We start from the raw sequence: 19,750 nt of genomic DNA, 5'->3' as shown, positions 1-19,750 counted from the left end.
TATTAAAATTAATAGCATGACAAAACAAACCCTATCATTTTCAAGAACAGACTCTGCAAAGTTTTTTAGGACGCTTAATAAACGTGTTAATGATTACTTTAAAGACAATGACATTAAGCGTACAGGAAACTGGAAATTATGGGCCAAAACCTTTGTTATGTTTTCTCTTTTCTTAGCACCTTATTTTTTATTATTAACATTAAATATTCCTGGTTGGGCACAATTATTACTTACTATTGTGATGGGAATAGGTATGGCTGGCGTAGGCATGAATGTAATGCACGATGGTAACCATGGATCATTTTCTAATAAAGAATGGATTAATCGTTTAATGGGAAGTAGTATTTATATTCTTGCGGGGAATGTTTACAATTGGAAAGTACAGCACAATGTGTTGCATCATACTTATACAAATATTCATGGCCATGATGAAGATTTAGAAGCGGGACGTATTTTGCGTTTTACAGAACATTCTGAATGGAAATGGTATCATAAATTTCAACATTTTTATTCGGTTTTACTTTACGGATTATTAACTATCAATTGGGCGATAACGACCGATTTTCAGCAGATGCGTCGCTATATGAAACGTAAATTATCATATGGTAAGTTTCCAAATCCTGTTTGGAATTGGAGTAAACTGGTAATTTCTAAAGTTATTTATATTGCTGTTTGGATTCTGCTTCCTATGTTAATTTTAGATATTGCATGGTGGAAAATTTTAATAGGGTTTTTTCTAATGCATTATACTGCAGGTTTGATTTTAAGCGTGGTGTTTCAATTAGCACACGTTATGGAAGATGCTGAAATGCCATTACCTGAAAAAGATGGTACCATGAAAAACACATGGGCAGTGCATCAACTAAAAACAACTATAAACTTTAGTACCAAAAACAGAATAGTAAATTGGTTTACTGGTGGATTAAACCATCAGGTTGAACACCATATTTTCCCACATATTAGTCATGTTCATTATACTAAAATATCAAAAATAGTTAAAGAAACAGCTAAAGAGTTTAACTTACCGTACAACGAATATAAAACTACTCGTAAAGCTATTATTGCGCATTTCAAGCATTTAAAAGAAATGGGAATGAAACCAGCTTTACACGTCTAACCATTATTATTTATTTTTAAATGCAATTACTATCCGATAGAATTTTAAATATGGCTCAGTCTGCTACGTTGGCTATGGCTGCAAAAGCAAGAGAGTTAAAAGAAGAAGGCAAAGATATTATTGGGTTAAGTTTGGGTGAACCAGATTTTAATACTCCAGATTTTATTAAAGATGCCGCTATTCAAGCAATTAATGACAATTACAATTCGTACTCACCGGTTGATGGGTATGGTGATTTAAAACAAGCCATCATCACGAAATTTAAACGTGATAATGATTTAACTTATACACCAAGCCAAATTGTAGTTTCTACAGGTGCAAAACAATCGTTAGCTAACATTGCTGCGGTTATGACTAATAAAGGTGACGAAGTTATAATGCCTTGTCCTTATTGGGTGAGTTATGCCGACTTAGTAAAATTAAATGATGGTGTACCAGTAGAAGTTAAAACAACTATCGCTACCGATTTTAAAATGACACCTGCACAGTTAGAAGCGGCTATTACACCAAAAACTAAAATGATTTGGTTTAGCTCGCCTTGTAATCCAAGTGGTTCTATTTATAGTAAAGAGGAATTAAGAGGATTGGCCGACGTATTAGTGAAATATCCAGATGTTTATATTGTTTCAGATGAAATATATGAACATATAAATTATGTGGGAGGACATGCTAGTATGGCTCAATTTGAAGATATGTACGACCGTACTATTACTGTAAACGGCGTGTCGAAAGCATTTGCGATGACGGGATGGCGTATTGGTTACATTGGTGCTCCTGAAAAAATTGCGCGTGCATGTAATAAAATGCAAGGTCAAATTACAAGTGGCGCTAACTGTATTGCACAACGAGCTACTATTACAGCCCTTAACGAATCGCCAACTCGTGTTCAATACATGATTGATGAGTTTAAAGTGCGTCGTGATTTAATTTTAGATTTATTAAGCGAAGTTGAAGGTTTTGTAACAAACGTTCCTGAAGGTGCTTTTTACGTATTTCCAAACATTTCTTTTTTCTTTGGAAAAACGCTACGCGGAAAAACTATAAACAATGCTTCAGATTTTTCTTTGTTTTTATTAGAAGAAGCTTTAGTAGCTACTGTGGATGGCGAATCGTTCGGAAATCCTGATTGTATTCGTATTTCATATGCAGCTTCACAAGAACAAATTATTGAAGCTATAAAGCGTATTAAAGCCGTTGTGAGTTAAAACATTTTTTGATTTCATATATAAAAAAAGACTGCTTGAAAAGCAGTCTTTTTTTATATAAACTATTTTTTAATTGCTTAATCAACAGCATCCTCAACATCATCTGCTGCATCTTCAATGCCATCTCCTACTTCTTCAACACCATCTTCAATTTTTTCGCCAGTCGTTTTTTTCTCTCTACAGCTAGTAAACATGGTTCCTACTGTAGCTAATAATAAAAATGTATATGCTATTTTTTTCATCTTGTTTGTTTTTTTAAGTTATTAATGGTTTAATTTAAATTTTACTTGATACTAATTTGCAATATCTTCAAGTCGCTTTACAGTATTTAAAGCTGTTTTAATATCAACTAATTGTTTGTATATTACATTATTAATGTCTGAGTAATTACTAACTTTTTCAAGTTGATTTTCATACTCATCAACGCTTGCTTTTTCACCTCTAATACATTCTTCTAGAATAGCTTCGTCTGTATTAGAACTTAAAGTGGTTTTTAAATCAATCCAGGCTCTATGTGCAGATCCTAAAAGAGAACCATCAGCTACTGGTGTTGCGTTTAGATCTCTTATTAAGCTATCTAATTCATTAGCAAACTGACTTCTTTGTTTCGCTTTTATTTGTAACCAATTCTTTAAAAGGTTATTCTCCGCTTTTTGCATGATTTGCTTATAACCAGCTTCCGCATCGTAATTTTTTTGAAGCAATTCTTGTAATATATTTACTGTTTCTTTATTTGCTTTTGTAATTTCCATAATCTTAAATTTTAAAATTCACTCAATTTAAAACTGATATCTTATACCTAAGGCAATATCAAAATCTAGGTCGTTGTTATCATATGTTTCGTCACCAAAACCTATTTCGGGTCTAAAGTCTAATGAAAGCAATAGTGGAATGTTAAAGTTGTATTCTATACCAATATCTCCTGCCACGAATGCAAACGTATCCGTATAATCATTGCCATTATTGTTATTAAAACTATAAGAACCTAAACCGCCACCAACACCAGCATACCAATTAAAGCCATCTTCAATGTTCCAAACCCATTGGTGCAATGCCGCTAGTTTAAAACCATCATAGTATTTACTATCTCTCCAACCTAAGTCAAACTCTAATCTTTTATTATCATTTAAGGCTCTTTGGTATGAAACTTCAGCTCCAAATCCATCACTGTCACCTAATCGTAATCCTAATGCATTTTTAGATATGTCTTGAGCATTTATTGATACACTTGTTAGTAAAGCTAGAATACCAGTTATTAAGTATGTTTTCATTCTTTTGTTTTAAGTAATAATATTATTTTTTTGCTTCTGCGTTTTCATCCGATTTAGCACCCATTCTATTAACAGTGTACATAGGAGCAAATTTTAGTTTTAATCCAGCAATTTTCATATTATCAGCACTTGACAAACCTTCTTTTTCAACGGTATTTTTTCTGGTATCAATAGCTTCATAAAGCAATTTGATTTCATCCCAGTCCTCACGAGAATATGAATCTTTATTTTTATCAACAGTATCAACAAAGTTTTGGTAAACACTTAAAATGTTATCTTTATTAATCCATGTGAATTTCATGTCACCACCTTCATACTGGTTTCCTAATAACGATTGACGCATCATCATTTTAGAATTTTCTGTTTCCATTCTATTATGTTCTGCTATTACTTCTGCTTTAAATTTTTCGTATTTTAAAGTAGCTTGGTCTATGTCTTTTTGTAATTCTGAATTATCTGTAACAGATGCGATTGCATTATTAGTTTCTGATTTTATTTGTTCAAAATCTCTTTCAATGGTTTCCCAGTTTTCTCCAGCCTTATCGGTGGCTACGTTGCTTATAGAATCTATATAAGACTCGTAATTATCTACTTTTTGTTGAGCCATGTCTTTTTGGCTATCATTACATGCTACAAACATTACTGATGCAGCTACTATTCCTAATGTTAATTTCAATGTTTTCATTTTTTCATTTTTTAATTAATTGTTTATCTACTCCTCACTATTTGTATCTGTATGAACCTTTTTCGAAATAAAATTGGTTACAGCATACTGTAAAACATATCCTAAAAGACTTTTAACTATAGAATTTGATTTACCTACTATTATTTTTTTTGAAAAATAACCTCCTGCAACACTTAATATGGTTTCAAGAAGATTTGTTTTTACTTCTGTAGATTCTCTAAAATCTTTTACAGTTTGGTTCCATATGTTAATAGGTCTAAAACTTTCGGAAGTCTCATGAAACTGAATTTTTAAATCTTCATATTCCTTTTTTCTTCTTATTTCAAGAAGCAGCATAGCATCATTTAATAATTCTATTTGATTTTTAGGCTTCTTCATGATTGCTTTGGTTAATTATCTCTGATTTTTTAGACTTCAATAATTTTGCTATAATTAAATTTGCTACTGGTGTTTTTATTAACTTATCTTTAAATTTGTAAAGCACGAAAGCCAATACCAAATAGAACCCAGATACTATAAAAAAACCTAGATAATAGGCGTTTAAAAGGCTGCCTATAAATAGACTTAACCCTACATTAATAAACAGTGTAAACAAGGTAACAACTATAATAATAAGCATGATGGATGTTAAAGACGAAAGTACATCGGCTGTTTTGTCAACAGCATGTAGTGCTACTAGTTCGGCACTAGTTTCAGTATACTTTTTAGCCTTTTCATAAAGTATATCTATACTTTTTACCATGTTTGTACTGTTCATTTTTTAAGCTTTAGAATTCACTGCTTTTTTTACTTCTTCTTTTCCTTTTTCAAGAATTTCTTCCCCATTTTTAACTACCGACTCGTATTTTTTTGATACAGTATCTAAAAAATTATCGAACTCTTCTTTTAAATTTTCTTTTGCTTCAAGAGATTTGTTTTTAATTTTTTTTCTTGTTTTAGATCCTTTGTCTGGTGCAAATAATACTCCTAATATGGCTCCTGTAGCAATTCCTGCTAATATGCCTAATGCATTTGATTTCATGATTTGTTTTTTTTTTGATTTATAATTTGCCATCATTTCATAAGTGATGGTGTTTGCGTTATTTATGGTATATAACTATTTAAGGAAATGCAAAAACTACACGCCTTTACCGCCAATTAATCTTAATAGTATAGCTATAACGGCAATTACCAATAAGATATGAATTAATCCGCCAGCACTGTAAACAAAGAACCCTAAGGCCCAGCCTATAATAAGTACTACGGCTACTAGATATAATAAACTTCTCATAATGTTTAATTTTAATTGTTAATAATTTGGTTTAAAGTTTTATGTATTTGAATTAAATTATAATTTAATTTCACTAATATTTTTATTGTCAATACCTTAAAATCTACATCATTTGTTATCATAGATAAATACTCGGTTTGTTCAATTTCATTCTCTAATAGTTTTTTAACTTCATCTAGATAGTCCTTAGGAAAACGGGCTTCATCAATTTTAGATATTTCATTAATTTCATTTTTATCTAAAGTAGTAGGTAAGAGAACTAACTTTTTTTTAGCTAAATCATTTATGTTTTTTCTAATTTGTATATGATCTTTGTTTAATTTATGAGATATATTTTTTAAAGGATAAATGCTGTTTTTTTCTAACAATGAGTTGCTTAAAACAATTATATTTTCGTTTAATATTGACACATCTGATAATATTTTAGCTTCCTCTATATTGGTTTGAACTCTTTCATTTATAGCCTCATTTTCATTTACGGCGTTGTTATTATATAAATCATTATTATATAAATAGTTTTCATTGTCGCATGAAATAATACTAACACATATAGTTATAACTAGTGAGAGTGCTTTAAACTTTTTAATATTTTTGTTAATTATCACCTCTTTTTATTTTCTAATAACAAAGATGCAACCCATTAAGAAGATTTACGTTACAGCATTTTTAACGATTGTTATAGAATTTCAATACAGCATAAAAAAAGCCCTAAAGTTTTTAACCTCAGGGCTTTTAAAAATTTTGGATATATACTATTTATTCTGGAAGGTAAATAGTAAAAGTAGCACCTATTTCAGGTTCGCCATGAGCTATAATAACACCACTGTGATTATCTACAATTTTTTTACAAATTGAAAGTCCAACACCTGTGCCAGAATAGTTTTGTTTGTTATGAAGCCTATTGAATAATTCAAATATTTGATCGGCATACTTTTGCTCGAAGCCTATGCCATTATCTGAAAAGGTAATGGTATGATAAGTATCTTTTATTAGTTTATTTAGTTTAGCTTCTTCTTTTGAATATGTTATCTCAATCACTGGAGGTGTATTCTTTTTGCAATATTTTAAAGAATTGCTAAGCAAGTTTAAAAACAATTGTTGTATTTGAAATGGTATAACAGGTAGGGTTGGCAGTTTTTCACTTGTTATGATGGCTTCTTTTTCTAAAATGGTTTCTCCTACGTCTTGTTTTGCATTCTCAAGAAGTTCATTCAAGTTAGTGAAAACAAATTCTTTATCGGGTTTGTTGGTTCGAGAAAACTGAAGCAAATCGTCTATTAACAAACGCATTCTGGTAGCCGCTACATTAATACGGTCTAGATATTGAAGGCCAGAACTAGAAAAGTTTTTGGCTTCTTTATCTTCTAATCTGGATATGAAGGTTTGAATTTTTCTTAAAGGTTCTTGTAAATCGTGACTAGCTACATAATTAAATTCTGAAAGTTCTAGATTATTTTTTTCAAGTTCTAAATTACGTTCTTCGAGTTCTAAATAGTTTTCAATTTCGTCTGAAATATCGGTGATATTTCCAATAACTTGTTTGTCTCCATCAGGATCTATAAGCAGTTTGCCATAACCTTTTATATGTCTTATTGTACCATCTTTTTTTATAATTCGGTAGTATGTAAAAGGTAAATCTTTATTTTTCATCATTTTATCCACATCGGAAGCAAGCTTTTCCTTATCGTCTGGATGAACGTATCCCATAAAAACCTCGAGAGTAGGTTTAAAAGCCCCTGGTTTTTCGCCTAATACACGGTATAAATTATCAGAAAAAGAAAAGGTGTCTGTATCTACATGCCACACCCAATTTCCATGTTTACCAATAGTTTCTAATTGAATAGTAGCTTCTTTAAATATGGATAATTGATTATTAAATAACTTAATATTTTTAAAATCGTTATTAATTCTATTGTATGAAATTATAATTAAAAGGAGTGTAAACAATAGCAACAAGTACAAAAATAGGGGTGTAAATTGCAAGTTGTTTTGATATTGTTTCTGGTGTTCATGAAGTTGTTTGTTTTCAAGCTCAATCATCTCATTGATTTTCTGCCTGATGGAATCCATAATAATCTTTTCTTCAAAAAAATTAGATTTAAACTCTTCGGTTAATGTTAGTTTGTTTTCAACAAACGCATTGGTATTTGTAAAATTATTAAATAGTGCATCAATATATTTACTTAAGGTATTTAAATTTTCTTTTTGTTTTTCATTATGAGATGCTATTTCTTTTAATTCGGCAAACGACTCATTAACCTTTTCTCTAGCTGTTAAATAAGGTTCTAGGTGAGTTGTATCTTTTGTTAAAATGTAATTCCTATGTCCGTTTTCCGCATCTTTTAAGTAAGAAATAACTTTCTCTAACTCAACATTAACTTTATAAGTGCTAACAACTTGTTTGGTAGAGTCGGTTAAGTTCGAAATATGCTGGTAGGTGAAACCGCCGATTACAAGAATAAGAAACACACTAACCAAAAATACAATTCTTAAAAATAAAGCCGATTTAGAAAATACTTGTTTCGTCATTACAGTCTCATTAAAAAATTGTCTTTATTTAAACCGTTGGTGTGGTATTGCCAATTAATTGATACAACTTCTGAAAGTACTTTTTTAAGTTGTTTAAAACTACTTGGTTTTTTAATATAAATATTAGCACCCAATACGAAGGTTTCTTCTATATCTTCTTCTGATGCTGATGTTGAATAAATAGCAATAGCGATTTCAGACATTTTGCTATGGGTCTTAATTTCATTTAAACATTCTATGCCGTTTTTTTTTGGCATATTTAAATCTAAAAAAAGCACATGAGGTAAAATAGTTTCGTCACACTTTAAATAGTCCATAAGTTCTACTCCATCATTAAAGGTATTTACTTTCGTATTCATGTTTAGTTCATCAAAAGCATCGGTAAAAAAAAGTCTGTCGTCTTCATCATCGTCAGCAAGAATAATATGTATGTAATCGCTTGGCATATTTAAATTTATATACTAGTTAGTTTTTTTGTTGGGCAATACTTCTTCTCTTTGAAATAATACGCTGGAAGGCAGAAGGTGTAATGCCTGTACTGTTTTTAAATTGAGTACTTAAGTGTGCTACACTGGAATAGTTAAGTTTGAAGGCTATTTCGGTTAGGCTTAAATCGGTAGATAATAACAATTGTTTGGTATATTCTATTTTTTGGATGATGATGAAATTCTCAATGGAGGTATAAGTAACCTCAGAAAATAAATTGGAAAGGTAGCCGTAACTGTGGCCTAGTTTTTCCGATAAATACACCGAACTTTTAACGTTTACAGGTGTATCTTCATTGAAAACCATATCTATAATAACATCTTTAATTTTTTGAACTAGAATACTTTTTTGGTTTTCAACTATTTCAATACCATAGTCGTTCAACACCTTATTTAAAACTTCATAGGTTTCTGAAGGTACTTTTTCTAACAACTCAACTTCTCCAAAAGCTAGAATTCTATATTTTATGTTGAGTTCATTAAGTTTTGTTTCTAAAACTTTTTTGCAAATAGTATTAAAGTCGAACTTTATAAATAATTTCATGTAATTTAAATTATTGTAAAGTTAAGAAAGGATTTTGTTTTTACCTTAATTTATTTTACACAAAATTGTTTGCTTTTCTAATACGTTTCCATTTTTTTAAACGAATTCTAGCCCTACTTTGAAGATGCTTGTCTACAGGTTCACCAATAAGAAAACCATAAGCTTCATATCCGGGGGTATTATCAAATAATATTTTTAATGTGGCAGTAATAGGCAATGCTAAAATCATACCTGTTATTCCCCAAAGCATTGAAAACAAGACTAATGATGTAATAGCAACAAAAGCATTAACGCTTACTTTAGAACCTGTAATTTTTGGCGTAATAAAATTTCCTTCTAAAAATTGGATAAATCCAAAAACAGCAATAACGCCAAATGCATACCAAGCGGAGTCTTTAGTAGCTAAAGCAATAATAGCGGGTAATAACGATCCAATAATAACACCTATGTATGGAATTAATAATAAAAATGCGGCTAAAAATCCAAAGAAAAACGGATTGCCTACACCTAAAATCAATAAGCCTAAACTGTTTAAACAGCCAACAATAATGATTACCTTAATTAAACCCAATAAATAATTTTGTTGAATGGCATAAATCTTTTTCAAGACATTATTTATAAATGATTTTGATTTTGATTTAAAAGCTTTGTAAATAAATGTTCTAAAAAAGGCTCTATAATATAAGAAGAAAAAAATGTAAATGGGTATTAAAACCAAATCGCTTAAAAGACTACTGGATTCAAATAAAACAAGACCTATTTTGTCTAAATTGTCTTTAATAATATTTTCTGCTTTGAATTCCCCTTGAGAAAAAAGCCGGTTGTTCCCTATGTTAAATGTCTGTTCTAAACTGTTTATAGATTTGTGAAATAGTTCTCCTAATTTTTGAGAATACACTTCACTATTATCCATAAAATACATTAATCGACTACTAACTAAAAAGAAGAGTAAAGCGGTTAAGAGAAATAAAGTTGTTAAAGAAGTAAGTGTTGCAAATAGCCTATTACAGCGCCATCTTTTTTCAAGAAACCGTTGGATGGGAAATATCATTACACTAAGTATAATAGCGAATAGTATAGGTACTATAAAAGGTTTTAATATATATAAAATAAAAACCACAGCAATAAGCCACAATAAACTTAAACCACGGTTATTGAAGTAGTTTTTTGTATTCATACAGGTATTTAAAATTTAAAAAAACTGTCTAGATATTACAAATCAGGATTTCACTAACCAACCAAACAACCATGACTTGTAACCATTCTAGACAGTATATTTATGCTTTCTTATAAATCAGAAATAATTTTGTGAATTTCTTCTTTAGATTTTCCAAGTTTTTCCTGTAATCTGCCAACTAACTCATCTTGTTTGCCTTCTGCGAAAAGTAAGTCATCATCTGTTAAGGTAGCATATTTTTGTTTTAATTTACCTTTTAACTCGTTCCAATTTCCTTTTATTTCTGTAGTATTCATGTATTTTAATATTTTACTATAAATTTATTTAGTGTATTTTCTCAATACCCAAGCTTTTGATTCGTGCGATAATAGTAAAGCTGTTAAAAAATCGGAGGTACCCATATCATCTGTATCCTCTTCAATAGAGTTTATTATGTCTCTTAATTCTTTTATTACTGCTTCATGATCGCTTAATAATTCTTCAATCATTACTTTTTGAGATGGATCTGTTTCACTTTCTTTTAGGCTACCATGTTTTATAAATTCTTTCATGGTGCCAATAGATTTTCCTCCTAATTTGCTAATACGTTCCGCAATTTCATCAATATCTTTCTCTAAATCATTGTATTGGTTTTCGAATAATTTATGGAGTTCCATAAAACTAGGGCCTGTAACATTCCAATGAAACTTTCTTGTTTTTACGTAAAGTATCATAGCGTTGGATAATACAACTGTTAAATGTTCTATGTTTGATTTTAAGTTTTTTTCTGTTATTCCAATATCTGTTTTCATATGTATTATTTTATGATTTTTTTCCTCCTAAAAAACTAATAATAAGTGCTACAAGCCCTAAACCAATAGTTATGTATGCATTGGTATTGTCTTGCGCTTCAATGATATCTAAATCTCCAATACTTAATTGCGTTTCTGGAATTATTAAGGTATAAATACCATAAGCCAACAATACGATACCTGCTATTATTAAAATTGATTTTACGCTCTTATTCATAGCTTAATATTAATGATGTAAAAGTGTTTTACTCTTGATACAAAGGTAGATGTGCAACCAGCCCTAGCTGTTACACAATTATCATATATTATTATAGAATTTTAATGAATTCGTTTTAAAAAATAAAAACCGAATGGAATTAGATAGCCTCTAGTGGTTGTACCTATAATGATTTTTTATTCTCTTTTGAGCTTGATACGTCGAGATTTGTCACATTGATTATTTATTATATATAGCAATAGGCTTTATTCTCGTTTAAGTTCAGTCTTTTAAATTAAAGAGATACTATTCAAAACGTCTTATTGAAGATATTGGTGTTATTATAAAAAACCTCTAAAAGTAGTTGGCTCTTTAAGTATTAGAATTCCAACCCGTACAAGTATCTGGAGCTCCAATATGTTAGTTCAATTTTTAGCTATTAAGATTTTGCAATACAGACGGGTAATAAACGACAATCAATTAATTTATAGCAAATGGAGCGCTTAACTTAAAGGTAGGTATAATAACTTTAAAGTTTTTTGTAGTAGTAAAGTTTACCATGCTGTAGTGTCCTTGCATAGCACCAAAAGGAGAGGTTAGTAAACAGCCCGAGGTGTAGGTGTGCGATTCTCCTGGTTTTAAAACGGGTTTTTTGCCGATTACGCCTTCTCCAGAAACAATTTCAACATTGTTTAAGGCATCCAGAATTTCCCAGTGACGTGCATTCAGTTGTACAGAGTCTTTACTTTGGTTTTCAATAGTTACGGTGTAACCAAAGGCATACTGTATTTTATAATTCTTATAAAATGAGCCTTCATAGGTGGTTTCTACCGAAATTTTTATCCCTCTTGTAACTTGTTGAACCATGTTAAGTATTGGTATTCAATGTATTTATGCTGCTAAAATACTAAATTTTAAGCGGTAATTGTTTAATTTTAACGGGTTAGGTTGAAATATTAGTTAAACGGTATATTTAGTTCGAGATATTAATTGAACTACCTTCACCAATACCTATTATTTTATCGTAGCGTGTGCCTAGATCTCTATAATACACGATTACTTTATAATTGTTTTCGGTTTGATAAAAATTACCGCTTATAGCACCTTCGTCTAAGCTCCCATTATTATTTGCTATCACATATTTGTAATTGTAAAAACCTTGTTTTAAAAGTAAAGAGTTTCTCAAAATATCATAGTCTTCATCATATATTAATCTGGTGCTTTCATCTATAACATAATTATTAAAATTTCCGAATACGTGAATGTTTTTGTTTTTAAACGCTTCGGTTGGCACTAATGAAAAATGTATCCAAACATAATCGGCTTCAATATTAGGGTTTTCGCCATCTAAAACGGTTATTACATAATTGCCATTAATGTCGGGGTTGTAGGTATAAGGTTTACTGGACCGCTCTTCATTTGTAAATAAATAGTTATGATATAGTTCTTGTAAATCAATGGCTCGAATGCCTGTATTTGCTGCGCGAACATCTTTATTCTCAAAAAACAAATATTCGTTGCCACCCCAAAAACTGGTTTCACTGTCATATTTATACATAAGTTGATTGCCCAGGGTATATTGAGGTTTTAAATTTGAAATAGCAGTATTTAAATTGTTATTTTGAATAATAACTGTTTTTATCGTTTGTGCGGGATTATTCAGCTGCATGCTGTTGGAAGTAACAATAATTTCGACGCGCTGTTTTTCTTCTATAAACTGAATATCTCGTGCTCGTTTTATGCTTACACCTACAGCAACTTGGTCTTCATAAATCATAAATTTTCTTGAAAAGACCACCGTATCATTACTATCAAAAACGCTCAATAAATAATTTCCAGATACTTTTAAGCGTTTGGTTTGTTCATTAGGAATGGTAAGTTGGTAATGCGAATAAATTTGATAGGTGTTGAATGAGTTCTCGTAATTTCGAATGCGTTGGTTATCAAACCCATCCATGAATTCCGATTTCATTAAAACTGATGGGGTCCAGTCGTAGTTGTAATGTTCAATTTTATAATAGTAATCAGCTTCATTTCCATTTAGGGCATCAAATTCTAAAACCAGATAAGATCCTAATTTTAAAATAGGCAATTGTGTTTCTGGTGTATTGCTTTTGAAATTAATGGTTTTTATATAACTGGGTGGATTTACTTCTTTAACTTGAGAAAAGGTCATTAACGGAACAATAAAATAAAGAAGAAAATATTTATACTTTAATAAAGGCATTTTAATAGTAGTTTTGTTGTAAATATAAACAAATTTTATGCCTAACTTATATATTCTGTTTGGTACATAAAATTTCTAAGTATTTATTATGAAAACTGTATTTTTAATTTGTATTTTTGCACCGATTTTTAGACAAATAATTTCAATATAAAAAAATATGTCAAACGACATTCGCATTAAAAAAGGTCTAGACATTAAACTTAAAGGTGAAGCTGAAAAAACCTTGGAAAAGGCGATTTTAAGCAACTTTTATACTTTAAGGCCTGAAGATTTCCATGGCGTTATACCTAAATTAATTTCTAAAGTTGGAGCTAAAGTAAAAGCAGGTGAGCCTGTTTTTTTCGATAAATCTAATGAAAACATCAAGTTTGTTTCTCCTGTTTCTGGCGAAATTATTGAAATTGCTCGTGGCGAAAAACGCAAAATACTATCAATTAAATTACAAGCAGACAAAGAGCAAATATACCAAGATTATGGTGTGTTTAATGTAGATGCGGCTGAACCGAACGAGGTGAAAGCGCATTTATTAGCTTCTGGATGTTGGCCTTTTGTAAAGCAACGACCGTATGATGTGATTGCAAACCCAGATAAATCGCCGAAAGCTATTTTTATTTCTGGTTATGCAAGTGCGCCTTTAGCTGCCGATTTAGACTTTACACTAAAAGGAAAAGAGGCTGCATTGCAAGCGGCAGTAACAGCATTAGGGAAACTTACTAAAGGTAAAGTTCATGTGTCGGTTGGAGCAAATTCAACGTCGCCACTATCTGGTTTGGCAGGTATTACGCTACATAAAGTATCGGGTCCACATCCTTCAGGAAATGTGGGTACCTTAATTAATAGAGTAGATCCCGTAAATAAAGGAGAGGTTGTTTGGACGATTGCTGCTCAAGATTTAGTTATTATAGGTGAATTACTTTTAACAGGTAAATTCAATGCAGAACGTATTGTAGCTTTGGCTGGTTCATCAGTTGATAAACCAAGATATTTTGTTACCAAAATAGGTAGTGAAGTTGCTACAATAATTTATGATAAAGGGGTCTCTCAAAAATCTCATGACCGTGTTATTTCTGGAAATGTATTAAGCGGAAAACAAATTAAACCAGATGGTTATTTAGATTATTACAGCAATGTAATTACCATAATACCAGAGGGGGACGATTATGAACTTTTCGGTTGGAATAAACCAGTATTTAATAAGGTTTCTACATCACGAGCGTTAACATTTTCATGGTTAAACCCAAATAAAAAGTATGATTTAAACACCAATACAAATGGTGAACATCGTGCTTTTGTGATTACTGGCGTTTACGAAGAAGTATTTCCTTTAGATATTTTTCCAATGCAAATTCTAAAAGCGTGTATGTATAAAGATTTAGACGAAATGGAAGCTTTAGGTATGTATGAAGTGGCGCCTGAAGATTTTGCGTTAACTGAATTTGTATGCGTGTCAAAACAACCGCACCAAGAGATTATTAGAAAAGGATTAGATGTAATGCTTAAAGAAATAGGGTAATGAATTTAAAAACACGATTACATATTTTAAAAAGAAAGTATAGAGGGTCTAAAATGGCTCCAGCGTTTAATGCGCTTCATACTTTTTTATATTTACCAGATGATACCACGCATAATGGAACTCATATAAAAGCAGCCGATGATTTAAAACGTACCATGAATACCGTTATTATGGCGATGGTACCATGTTTAATATTTGGAATGTTTAACGCAGGTTACCAACATAATTTAGCGGTTGGAGAAATTCAAGCAGTAGCTGGAAGTTTCTTTAGTGCTGAATTTTGGAGTTTAGACAATTTCTTAATCGGTTTCTGGAAAATACTACCACTAGTTATTGTTTCTTACGGTGTAGGTTTAGGAATTGAATTTTTATTCGCTATCATTAAAAAACATGAAGTAGAAGAAGGGTATCTTGTAACGGGTATGTTAGTGCCACTTATAGTTCCTATTGATATCCCTCTTTGGATGTTGGCCGTTGCTGTAGTGTTTGGTGTAGTTATAGGAAAAGAGGTTTTTGGAGGCACAGGAATGAATATTTTAAACCCAGCACTTACTATTAGAGCCTTTTTGTTTTTCGCATATCCAACATGGATGTCTGGAGATAAAGTTTGGGTGGAAGGTGCTGTAGAAAGAACAAAAGAAATTGCTGCTGGTGCAAACCTCGATGCTATTTCTGGTGAAACTATTTTAGGTAGTTTGGCTCAAGGGAAAGATATTGCTTTTTCAACTTGGGATATGTTTTTAGGATTTATACCCGGTTCGGTAGGAGAAACATCTACGATTTTAATTATATTAGGAGGTTTATTCTTGATATTTACTAAAATTGGTAGTTGGAGAATCATGCTGTCATCAGCTCTTGGAGCCATTGTAATGGGACTTATCTTTAATCAAATTGTCGATGCAGGAGTTATTACAGAATCAAGCAAGTTTTACGGCTTAATGAGTACGCCATTTTGGGAACATTTAATTATTGGAGGATTTGCTTTTGGTACCGTATTTATGGCGACCGATCCAGTAACAGCGTCCCAAACCAATAAAGGGAAATGGTACTACGGATTTTTTGTTGGATTTATTTCTATTTTAATTCGTGTATTCAATCCTGCTTACCCAGAAGGAGTTATGTTAGCTATCTTATTAATGAATGTTTTTGCACCCACAATCGATCATTATGTGGTTCAAGGCAATGTGAAGAAAAGAATGAAACGTCTAAAAGTAAAAACGGCTTAACGATGGAAAGTAGAACAGATAAAAATTCATATACAATTCTATTTGCAGTAGCAATGGTATTAATTGTAGGTGCTTTGTTAGCATTTACAGCTTCTTCATTGAAACCGAAAATTTCTGAAAATCAACGTATAGAAAAGCAACAAAATATTCTATATGCCATGGGTGTTAATAATAATGATGAAAGTAGTGCGTCATTTGTATCCACAGAGGAAGCGGCTGATTTGTTTTCAAAATATATAACAAAACAAGTTGTTATAAAAAACGGTAATGCTACTGAGGATGAAAAGGCTTATTTAATAGATCTTAAAAAAGATAAAGCAGCTGCAGCTGGAGATGCTTCTAAAAGAAACTTGCCAGTTTTTGTAGGAGAGAAGGATGGTAAAACATTTTATGTTATTCCTATTTATGGCAAAGGTTTATGGGATGCTATTTGGGCTTATGTTTCTTTAGATGAAAACATGGTTATTCAAGGTGCTTATTTCGATCATAAAGGGGAAACACCAGGTTTAGGAGCCAATATTAAAGAACGTTTCTTTATGGACGATTTTATAGGTGAACATTTATTGGATGAAAATGGAAACTTTAAAGGTGTTACAGTTTCTAAAAGTAATGGAGACCCGAAAAACATCGATAAAACAGATAATGAGGTGGATGCTATTGCTGGAGCTACTATTACAGGTGATGGTGTTACAGCCATGATTAAAAGTGATTTGAAGCTTTACAAACCTTATTTTGATAATTTAAAAAATAATTAATTATGGGACTTTTATCAAAAAAAGACACAAAGTTAATCACAGACCCGTTAGCAGATAACAACCCTATTACTATTCAAGTATTAGGTATTTGTTCAGCCTTAGCTATTACAGCGCAATTAAAAGCGTCTATTGTTATGGCTGTATCGGTAATGGCGGTGTTAGCAATCGGAAACGTTGTTATTTCTTTAATGAGAAATATCATTCCTTCAAAAATCAGGATTATTGTTCAATTAGTGGTAGTTGCTGCTTTAGTAATTATTGTAGACCAAGTGCTTAAAGCTTACTCTTATGAGTTGAGTAAAACATTATCCGTATTCGTTGGGTTAATTATTACCAACTGTATTATTATGGGACGTTTTGAGGCATTTGCCTTGGCAAATGGCCCATGGCGTTCATTTTTAGATGGCATTGGTAATGCTGCGGGTTATGGTTTAATTCTTATAATTGTTGGTTTCTTTAGAGAATTATTAGGGTCTGGTACTTTACTAGGTTTTAAAGTTTTAGGAGATCCTATCGAGAAAACGGGTTTATATGCTATTGGATATGAAAATAATGGTTTTATGTTATTGTCGCCTATGGCATTAATAGTTGTTGGAATTATCATCTGGGTTCAACGTAGTAGAAATAACGCATTAATAGAAGATCATTAATTAAGTATGCAGTTTGGTGACAGTAAACAGTATTTTAACTGTAAACTGATACTGAGATTGAAAACTCAAAATATATGGAACATTTAGAATTATTTTTAAAATCGATATTTATAGATAACATGGTATTTGCTACATTCTTAGGAATGTGTTCTTACCTTGCTGTCTCTAAAAAAGTAAATACAGCTGTTGGTTTAGGTGCAGCAGTTATTTTTGTATTGGCCATTACAGTTCCTTTAAACTGGTTATTGGATCAATATTTATTACAACCAGGTGCTTTAGCATGGTTAGGTGCAGAATATGCCGATTACGATTTAAGTTTCCTTTCATTCATCATGTTTATTGCTACCATTGCAACTATGGTACAATTAGTAGAGATTGTAGTAGAGAAATTTTCACCATCATTATATAACTCTCTTGGTATCTTTTTACCACTTATTGCTGTAAACTGTGCTATTTTAGGAGGGTCTTTATTTATGCAATCTCGTGAAATTCCAAGTTTGGGGTTAGCTACTGTTTATGGTGTCGGTTCTGGTATTGGATGGTTTTTAGCCATTTTAGCCATTGCAGCTATTCGTGAAAAAATTAGATATTCTAATGTGCCACCTGCATTAAGAGGTTTGGGTATTACGTTCATCATTACAGGTTTAATGGCGATTGGTTTTATGAGCTTCGGAGGTATGTTAACTGGAGGTGATGAAGAAACACCTAAAGAAGAAAAAACTGTAAAAGTGGATTCTAAAGTTAAAAAGGAAGATAAAGTGTTAGCTAACAATATAAAAAATAATGAGTAATATAATTTTAGCCGCAAGTACATTAGGAACAGTAATAGCTACAGTAACAGCTTTTTTAATTATTACTATTTTATTGGTAACGTTATTATTAGTTGTAAAACAAAAATTATCACCTTCAGGACCGGTAAAGATTACCATTAATGGCGAAAAGGAAATTGAAGTAGCGTCAGGTGGAAGTTTATTATCCACCTTAGGAAATCAAAAAATATTCTTACCATCGGCTTGTGGTGGTGGTGGAACTTGTATACAGTGCGAGTGTCATGTATTATCGGGTGGTGGTGAAGCATTACCAACTGAAACACCACATTTCACACGTAAAGAGTTACAGCATGGAGCACGTTTAGCTTGTCAAGTTAAAGTAAAACAAGACATGAATATCACCATTCCAGAAGAGGTTTTTGGTATTAAAAAATGGGAGGCAACTGTTGTGCGTAATTATAACGTTGCATCATTTATTAAAGAATTTGTTGTTGAAATCCCTGAAGATATGGGCTACAAAGCAGGAGGTTATATTCAAATTGAAATACCACCTTGTGAAGTGAAGTATTCAGATATGGATATTACAGCACATCCAGAAGAGCATGAAACTCCTGATAAGTTTCAAGCGGAATGGGATAAGTTTCAATTATGGCCATTAGTAATGAAAAACACTGAAACCATAGAAAGAGCTTACTCAATGGCTTCGTATCCTGCTGAAGGACGTGAGATCATGTTAAATGTTCGTGTAGCATGTCCACCATGGGATCGCGCTAAAAACGGATGGATGGATGTTAACCCTGGTATTGCATCATCATACATATTTAATCAAAAACCAGGAGATAAAGTAACTATCTCAGGACCTTACGGAGAGTTCTTTATTAACGAATCAGATTCTGAAATGCTTTACGTTGGTGGTGGAGCAGGTATGGCACCTATGCGTTCGCACTTATATCACCTTTTCAGAACATTGAAAACAGGTAGAAAAGTGACTTATTGGTATGGAGGTCGTTCTAAACGTGAATTATTCTATTTAGACCATTTTCTTAAATTAGAGAAAGATTTTCCTAATTTTAAATTCTATTTGGCACTATCTGAACCTTTACCAGAAGATAACTGGAAAGTAAAAGCGGATATTGATGCCCCAGGTGATGGTTTCGTTGGATTCATTCATAATTGTGTTATTGATAATTATTTAAGTACGCATGAATCGCCAGAAGATATTGAATTGTATTTCTGTGGACCACCATTAATGAACAAAGCAGTTCAAAAAATGGGTGAAGATTTTGGTATTCCAGATGAACATATTCGATTTGATGATTTTGGAGGATAAATTCTTTTA

General features: G+C 31.6%; 26 protein-coding genes. 8 read left to right on the top strand and 18 right to left on the bottom strand.

All coding sequences use genetic code 11. The annotated features are described in order from the left end of the window. Positions 1-16: 16 nt before the first annotated feature. Complete coding sequence (locus QLS71_RS03985) at positions 17-1,117, top strand: acyl-CoA desaturase (RefSeq protein ID WP_308990622.1); 1,101 nt, start codon at positions 17-19, stop codon at positions 1,115-1,117. Between the two features lie 20 nt (positions 1,118-1,137). Further along, the gene (locus QLS71_RS03980) at positions 1,138-2,322 is read left to right on the top strand and encodes a pyridoxal phosphate-dependent aminotransferase (RefSeq protein WP_308990621.1); all 1,185 of its coding nucleotides are present in this window, start codon (positions 1,138-1,140) and stop codon (positions 2,320-2,322) included. A 77-nt stretch (positions 2,323-2,399) separates the two neighbouring features. Here the strand turns inward: QLS71_RS03980 and QLS71_RS03975 are convergent, their stop codons facing one another. The 18 genes from QLS71_RS03975 to QLS71_RS03890 form a co-directional block, all read right to left on the bottom strand. Next, positions 2,400-2,564 (bottom strand): hypothetical protein, encoded by a 165-nt coding sequence (locus QLS71_RS03975; protein WP_308990620.1) that lies wholly within the window; start codon positions 2,562-2,564, stop codon positions 2,400-2,402. Positions 2,565-2,615: 51 nt separating this feature from the next. Beyond that, on the bottom strand, positions 2,616-3,074 hold the full coding sequence (locus QLS71_RS03970) for a PA2169 family four-helix-bundle protein (RefSeq protein WP_308990619.1): 459 nt from the start codon (positions 3,072-3,074) through the stop codon (positions 2,616-2,618). Positions 3,075-3,101: 27 nt separating this feature from the next. Next, positions 3,102-3,593: a hypothetical protein gene (locus QLS71_RS03965; protein WP_308990618.1), complete on the bottom strand. Its 492-nt coding sequence runs from the start codon at positions 3,591-3,593 to the stop codon at positions 3,102-3,104. 22 nt (positions 3,594-3,615) lie between these two features. Then, positions 3,616-4,278, bottom strand: coding sequence for a DUF6565 domain-containing protein (locus QLS71_RS03960; RefSeq protein WP_308990617.1), 663 nt, complete (start codon positions 4,276-4,278; stop codon positions 3,616-3,618). A gap of 27 nt (positions 4,279-4,305) precedes the next feature. Then, on the bottom strand, positions 4,306-4,656 hold the full coding sequence (locus tag QLS71_RS03955) for a hypothetical protein (RefSeq protein ID WP_308990616.1): 351 nt from the start codon (positions 4,654-4,656) through the stop codon (positions 4,306-4,308). Continuing rightward, positions 4,643-5,035 (bottom strand): hypothetical protein, encoded by a 393-nt coding sequence (locus QLS71_RS03950; RefSeq protein WP_308990615.1) that lies wholly within the window; start codon positions 5,033-5,035, stop codon positions 4,643-4,645. The genes QLS71_RS03955 and QLS71_RS03950 overlap by 14 nt, the downstream gene beginning before the upstream one ends. A 3-nt stretch (positions 5,036-5,038) precedes the next feature. Further along, on the bottom strand, positions 5,039-5,299 hold the full coding sequence (locus tag QLS71_RS03945) for a YtxH domain-containing protein (RefSeq protein ID WP_308990614.1): 261 nt from the start codon (positions 5,297-5,299) through the stop codon (positions 5,039-5,041). Positions 5,300-5,395: 96 nt separating this feature from the next. After that, positions 5,396-5,548, bottom strand: a complete 153-nt coding sequence (locus QLS71_RS03940) for a lmo0937 family membrane protein (RefSeq protein WP_308990613.1) — start codon at positions 5,546-5,548, stop codon at positions 5,396-5,398. 11 nt (positions 5,549-5,559) lie between these two features. Beyond that, positions 5,560-6,153, bottom strand: a complete 594-nt coding sequence (locus tag QLS71_RS03935; RefSeq protein WP_308990612.1) for a hypothetical protein — start codon at positions 6,151-6,153, stop codon at positions 5,560-5,562. A 151-nt stretch (positions 6,154-6,304) separates the two neighbouring features. Beyond that, on the bottom strand, positions 6,305-8,077 hold the full coding sequence (locus QLS71_RS03930) for a CHASE3 domain-containing protein (protein ID WP_308990611.1): 1,773 nt from the start codon (positions 8,075-8,077) through the stop codon (positions 6,305-6,307). Beyond that, positions 8,077-8,523, bottom strand: a complete 447-nt coding sequence (locus QLS71_RS03925; RefSeq protein WP_308990610.1) for a response regulator — start codon at positions 8,521-8,523, stop codon at positions 8,077-8,079. Before QLS71_RS03925 ends, QLS71_RS03930 begins: the two co-directional genes overlap by 1 nt. A 19-nt stretch (positions 8,524-8,542) precedes the next feature. Further along, positions 8,543-9,106, bottom strand: coding sequence for an AraC family transcriptional regulator (locus QLS71_RS03920; RefSeq protein WP_308990609.1), 564 nt, complete (start codon positions 9,104-9,106; stop codon positions 8,543-8,545). Positions 9,107-9,161: 55 nt separating this feature from the next. Next, positions 9,162-10,283 carry an AI-2E family transporter gene (locus QLS71_RS03915; protein WP_308990608.1) on the bottom strand — a complete coding sequence of 374 codons (1,122 nt, stop codon included), beginning with the start codon at positions 10,281-10,283 and terminating at the stop codon, positions 9,162-9,164. Positions 10,284-10,393: 110 nt separating this feature from the next. Continuing rightward, positions 10,394-10,579, bottom strand: a complete 186-nt coding sequence (locus QLS71_RS03910; RefSeq protein ID WP_308990607.1) for a CsbD family protein — start codon at positions 10,577-10,579, stop codon at positions 10,394-10,396. A gap of 24 nt (positions 10,580-10,603) precedes the next feature. After that, on the bottom strand, positions 10,604-11,074 hold the full coding sequence (locus QLS71_RS03905; RefSeq protein ID WP_308990606.1) for a DNA starvation/stationary phase protection protein: 471 nt from the start codon (positions 11,072-11,074) through the stop codon (positions 10,604-10,606). A gap of 10 nt (positions 11,075-11,084) precedes the next feature. After that, positions 11,085-11,291 (bottom strand): hypothetical protein, encoded by a 207-nt coding sequence (locus QLS71_RS03900; protein ID WP_308990605.1) that lies wholly within the window; start codon positions 11,289-11,291, stop codon positions 11,085-11,087. A 459-nt stretch (positions 11,292-11,750) separates the two neighbouring features. Beyond that, the gene (gene apaG, locus QLS71_RS03895) at positions 11,751-12,137 is read right to left on the bottom strand and encodes a Co2+/Mg2+ efflux protein ApaG (protein ID WP_308990604.1); all 387 of its coding nucleotides are present in this window, start codon (positions 12,135-12,137) and stop codon (positions 11,751-11,753) included. A 106-nt stretch (positions 12,138-12,243) separates the two neighbouring features. Continuing rightward, positions 12,244-13,497, bottom strand: a complete 1,254-nt coding sequence (locus QLS71_RS03890) for a DUF5103 domain-containing protein (RefSeq protein WP_308990603.1) — start codon at positions 13,495-13,497, stop codon at positions 12,244-12,246. A gap of 157 nt (positions 13,498-13,654) precedes the next feature. On the opposite strand from QLS71_RS03890, the gene QLS71_RS03885 reads away from it, so the two are divergent. The 6 genes from QLS71_RS03885 (at position 13,655) to nqrF (ending at position 19,741) form a co-directional block, all read left to right on the top strand. Beyond that, positions 13,655-15,010, top strand: a complete 1,356-nt coding sequence (locus tag QLS71_RS03885) for a Na(+)-translocating NADH-quinone reductase subunit A (RefSeq protein ID WP_308990602.1) — start codon at positions 13,655-13,657, stop codon at positions 15,008-15,010. Further along, a complete protein-coding gene (locus QLS71_RS03880) occupies positions 15,010-16,236 on the top strand; it encodes an NADH:ubiquinone reductase (Na(+)-transporting) subunit B (protein WP_308990601.1) in 1,227 nt (408 codons plus the stop codon). Before QLS71_RS03885 ends, QLS71_RS03880 begins: the two co-directional genes overlap by 1 nt. A gap of 2 nt (positions 16,237-16,238) precedes the next feature. Next, complete coding sequence (locus QLS71_RS03875) at positions 16,239-16,991, top strand: Na(+)-translocating NADH-quinone reductase subunit C (RefSeq protein WP_308990600.1); 753 nt, start codon at positions 16,239-16,241, stop codon at positions 16,989-16,991. Between the two features lie 2 nt (positions 16,992-16,993). Further along, entirely contained in the window at positions 16,994-17,641 is a 648-nt protein-coding gene (locus QLS71_RS03870; RefSeq protein ID WP_308990599.1) for an NADH:ubiquinone reductase (Na(+)-transporting) subunit D, read from the top strand. A gap of 74 nt (positions 17,642-17,715) precedes the next feature. Then, a complete protein-coding gene (gene nqrE / locus QLS71_RS03865) occupies positions 17,716-18,432 on the top strand; it encodes an NADH:ubiquinone reductase (Na(+)-transporting) subunit E (RefSeq protein WP_308990598.1) in 717 nt (238 codons plus the stop codon). Between the two features lies 1 nt (position 18,433). Continuing rightward, positions 18,434-19,741 (top strand): NADH:ubiquinone reductase (Na(+)-transporting) subunit F, encoded by a 1,308-nt coding sequence (gene nqrF / locus QLS71_RS03860; RefSeq protein ID WP_308990802.1) that lies wholly within the window; start codon positions 18,434-18,436, stop codon positions 19,739-19,741. Positions 19,742-19,750: the final 9 nt, after the last annotated feature.

This window comes from Mariniflexile litorale, assembly GCF_031128465.2.
Taxonomy (GTDB): domain Bacteria; phylum Bacteroidota; class Bacteroidia; order Flavobacteriales; family Flavobacteriaceae; genus Mariniflexile; species Mariniflexile litorale.
The sequence above is the reverse complement of the archived record's forward strand: the minus strand, read 5'-3'. Positions and strand labels throughout refer to the sequence as shown.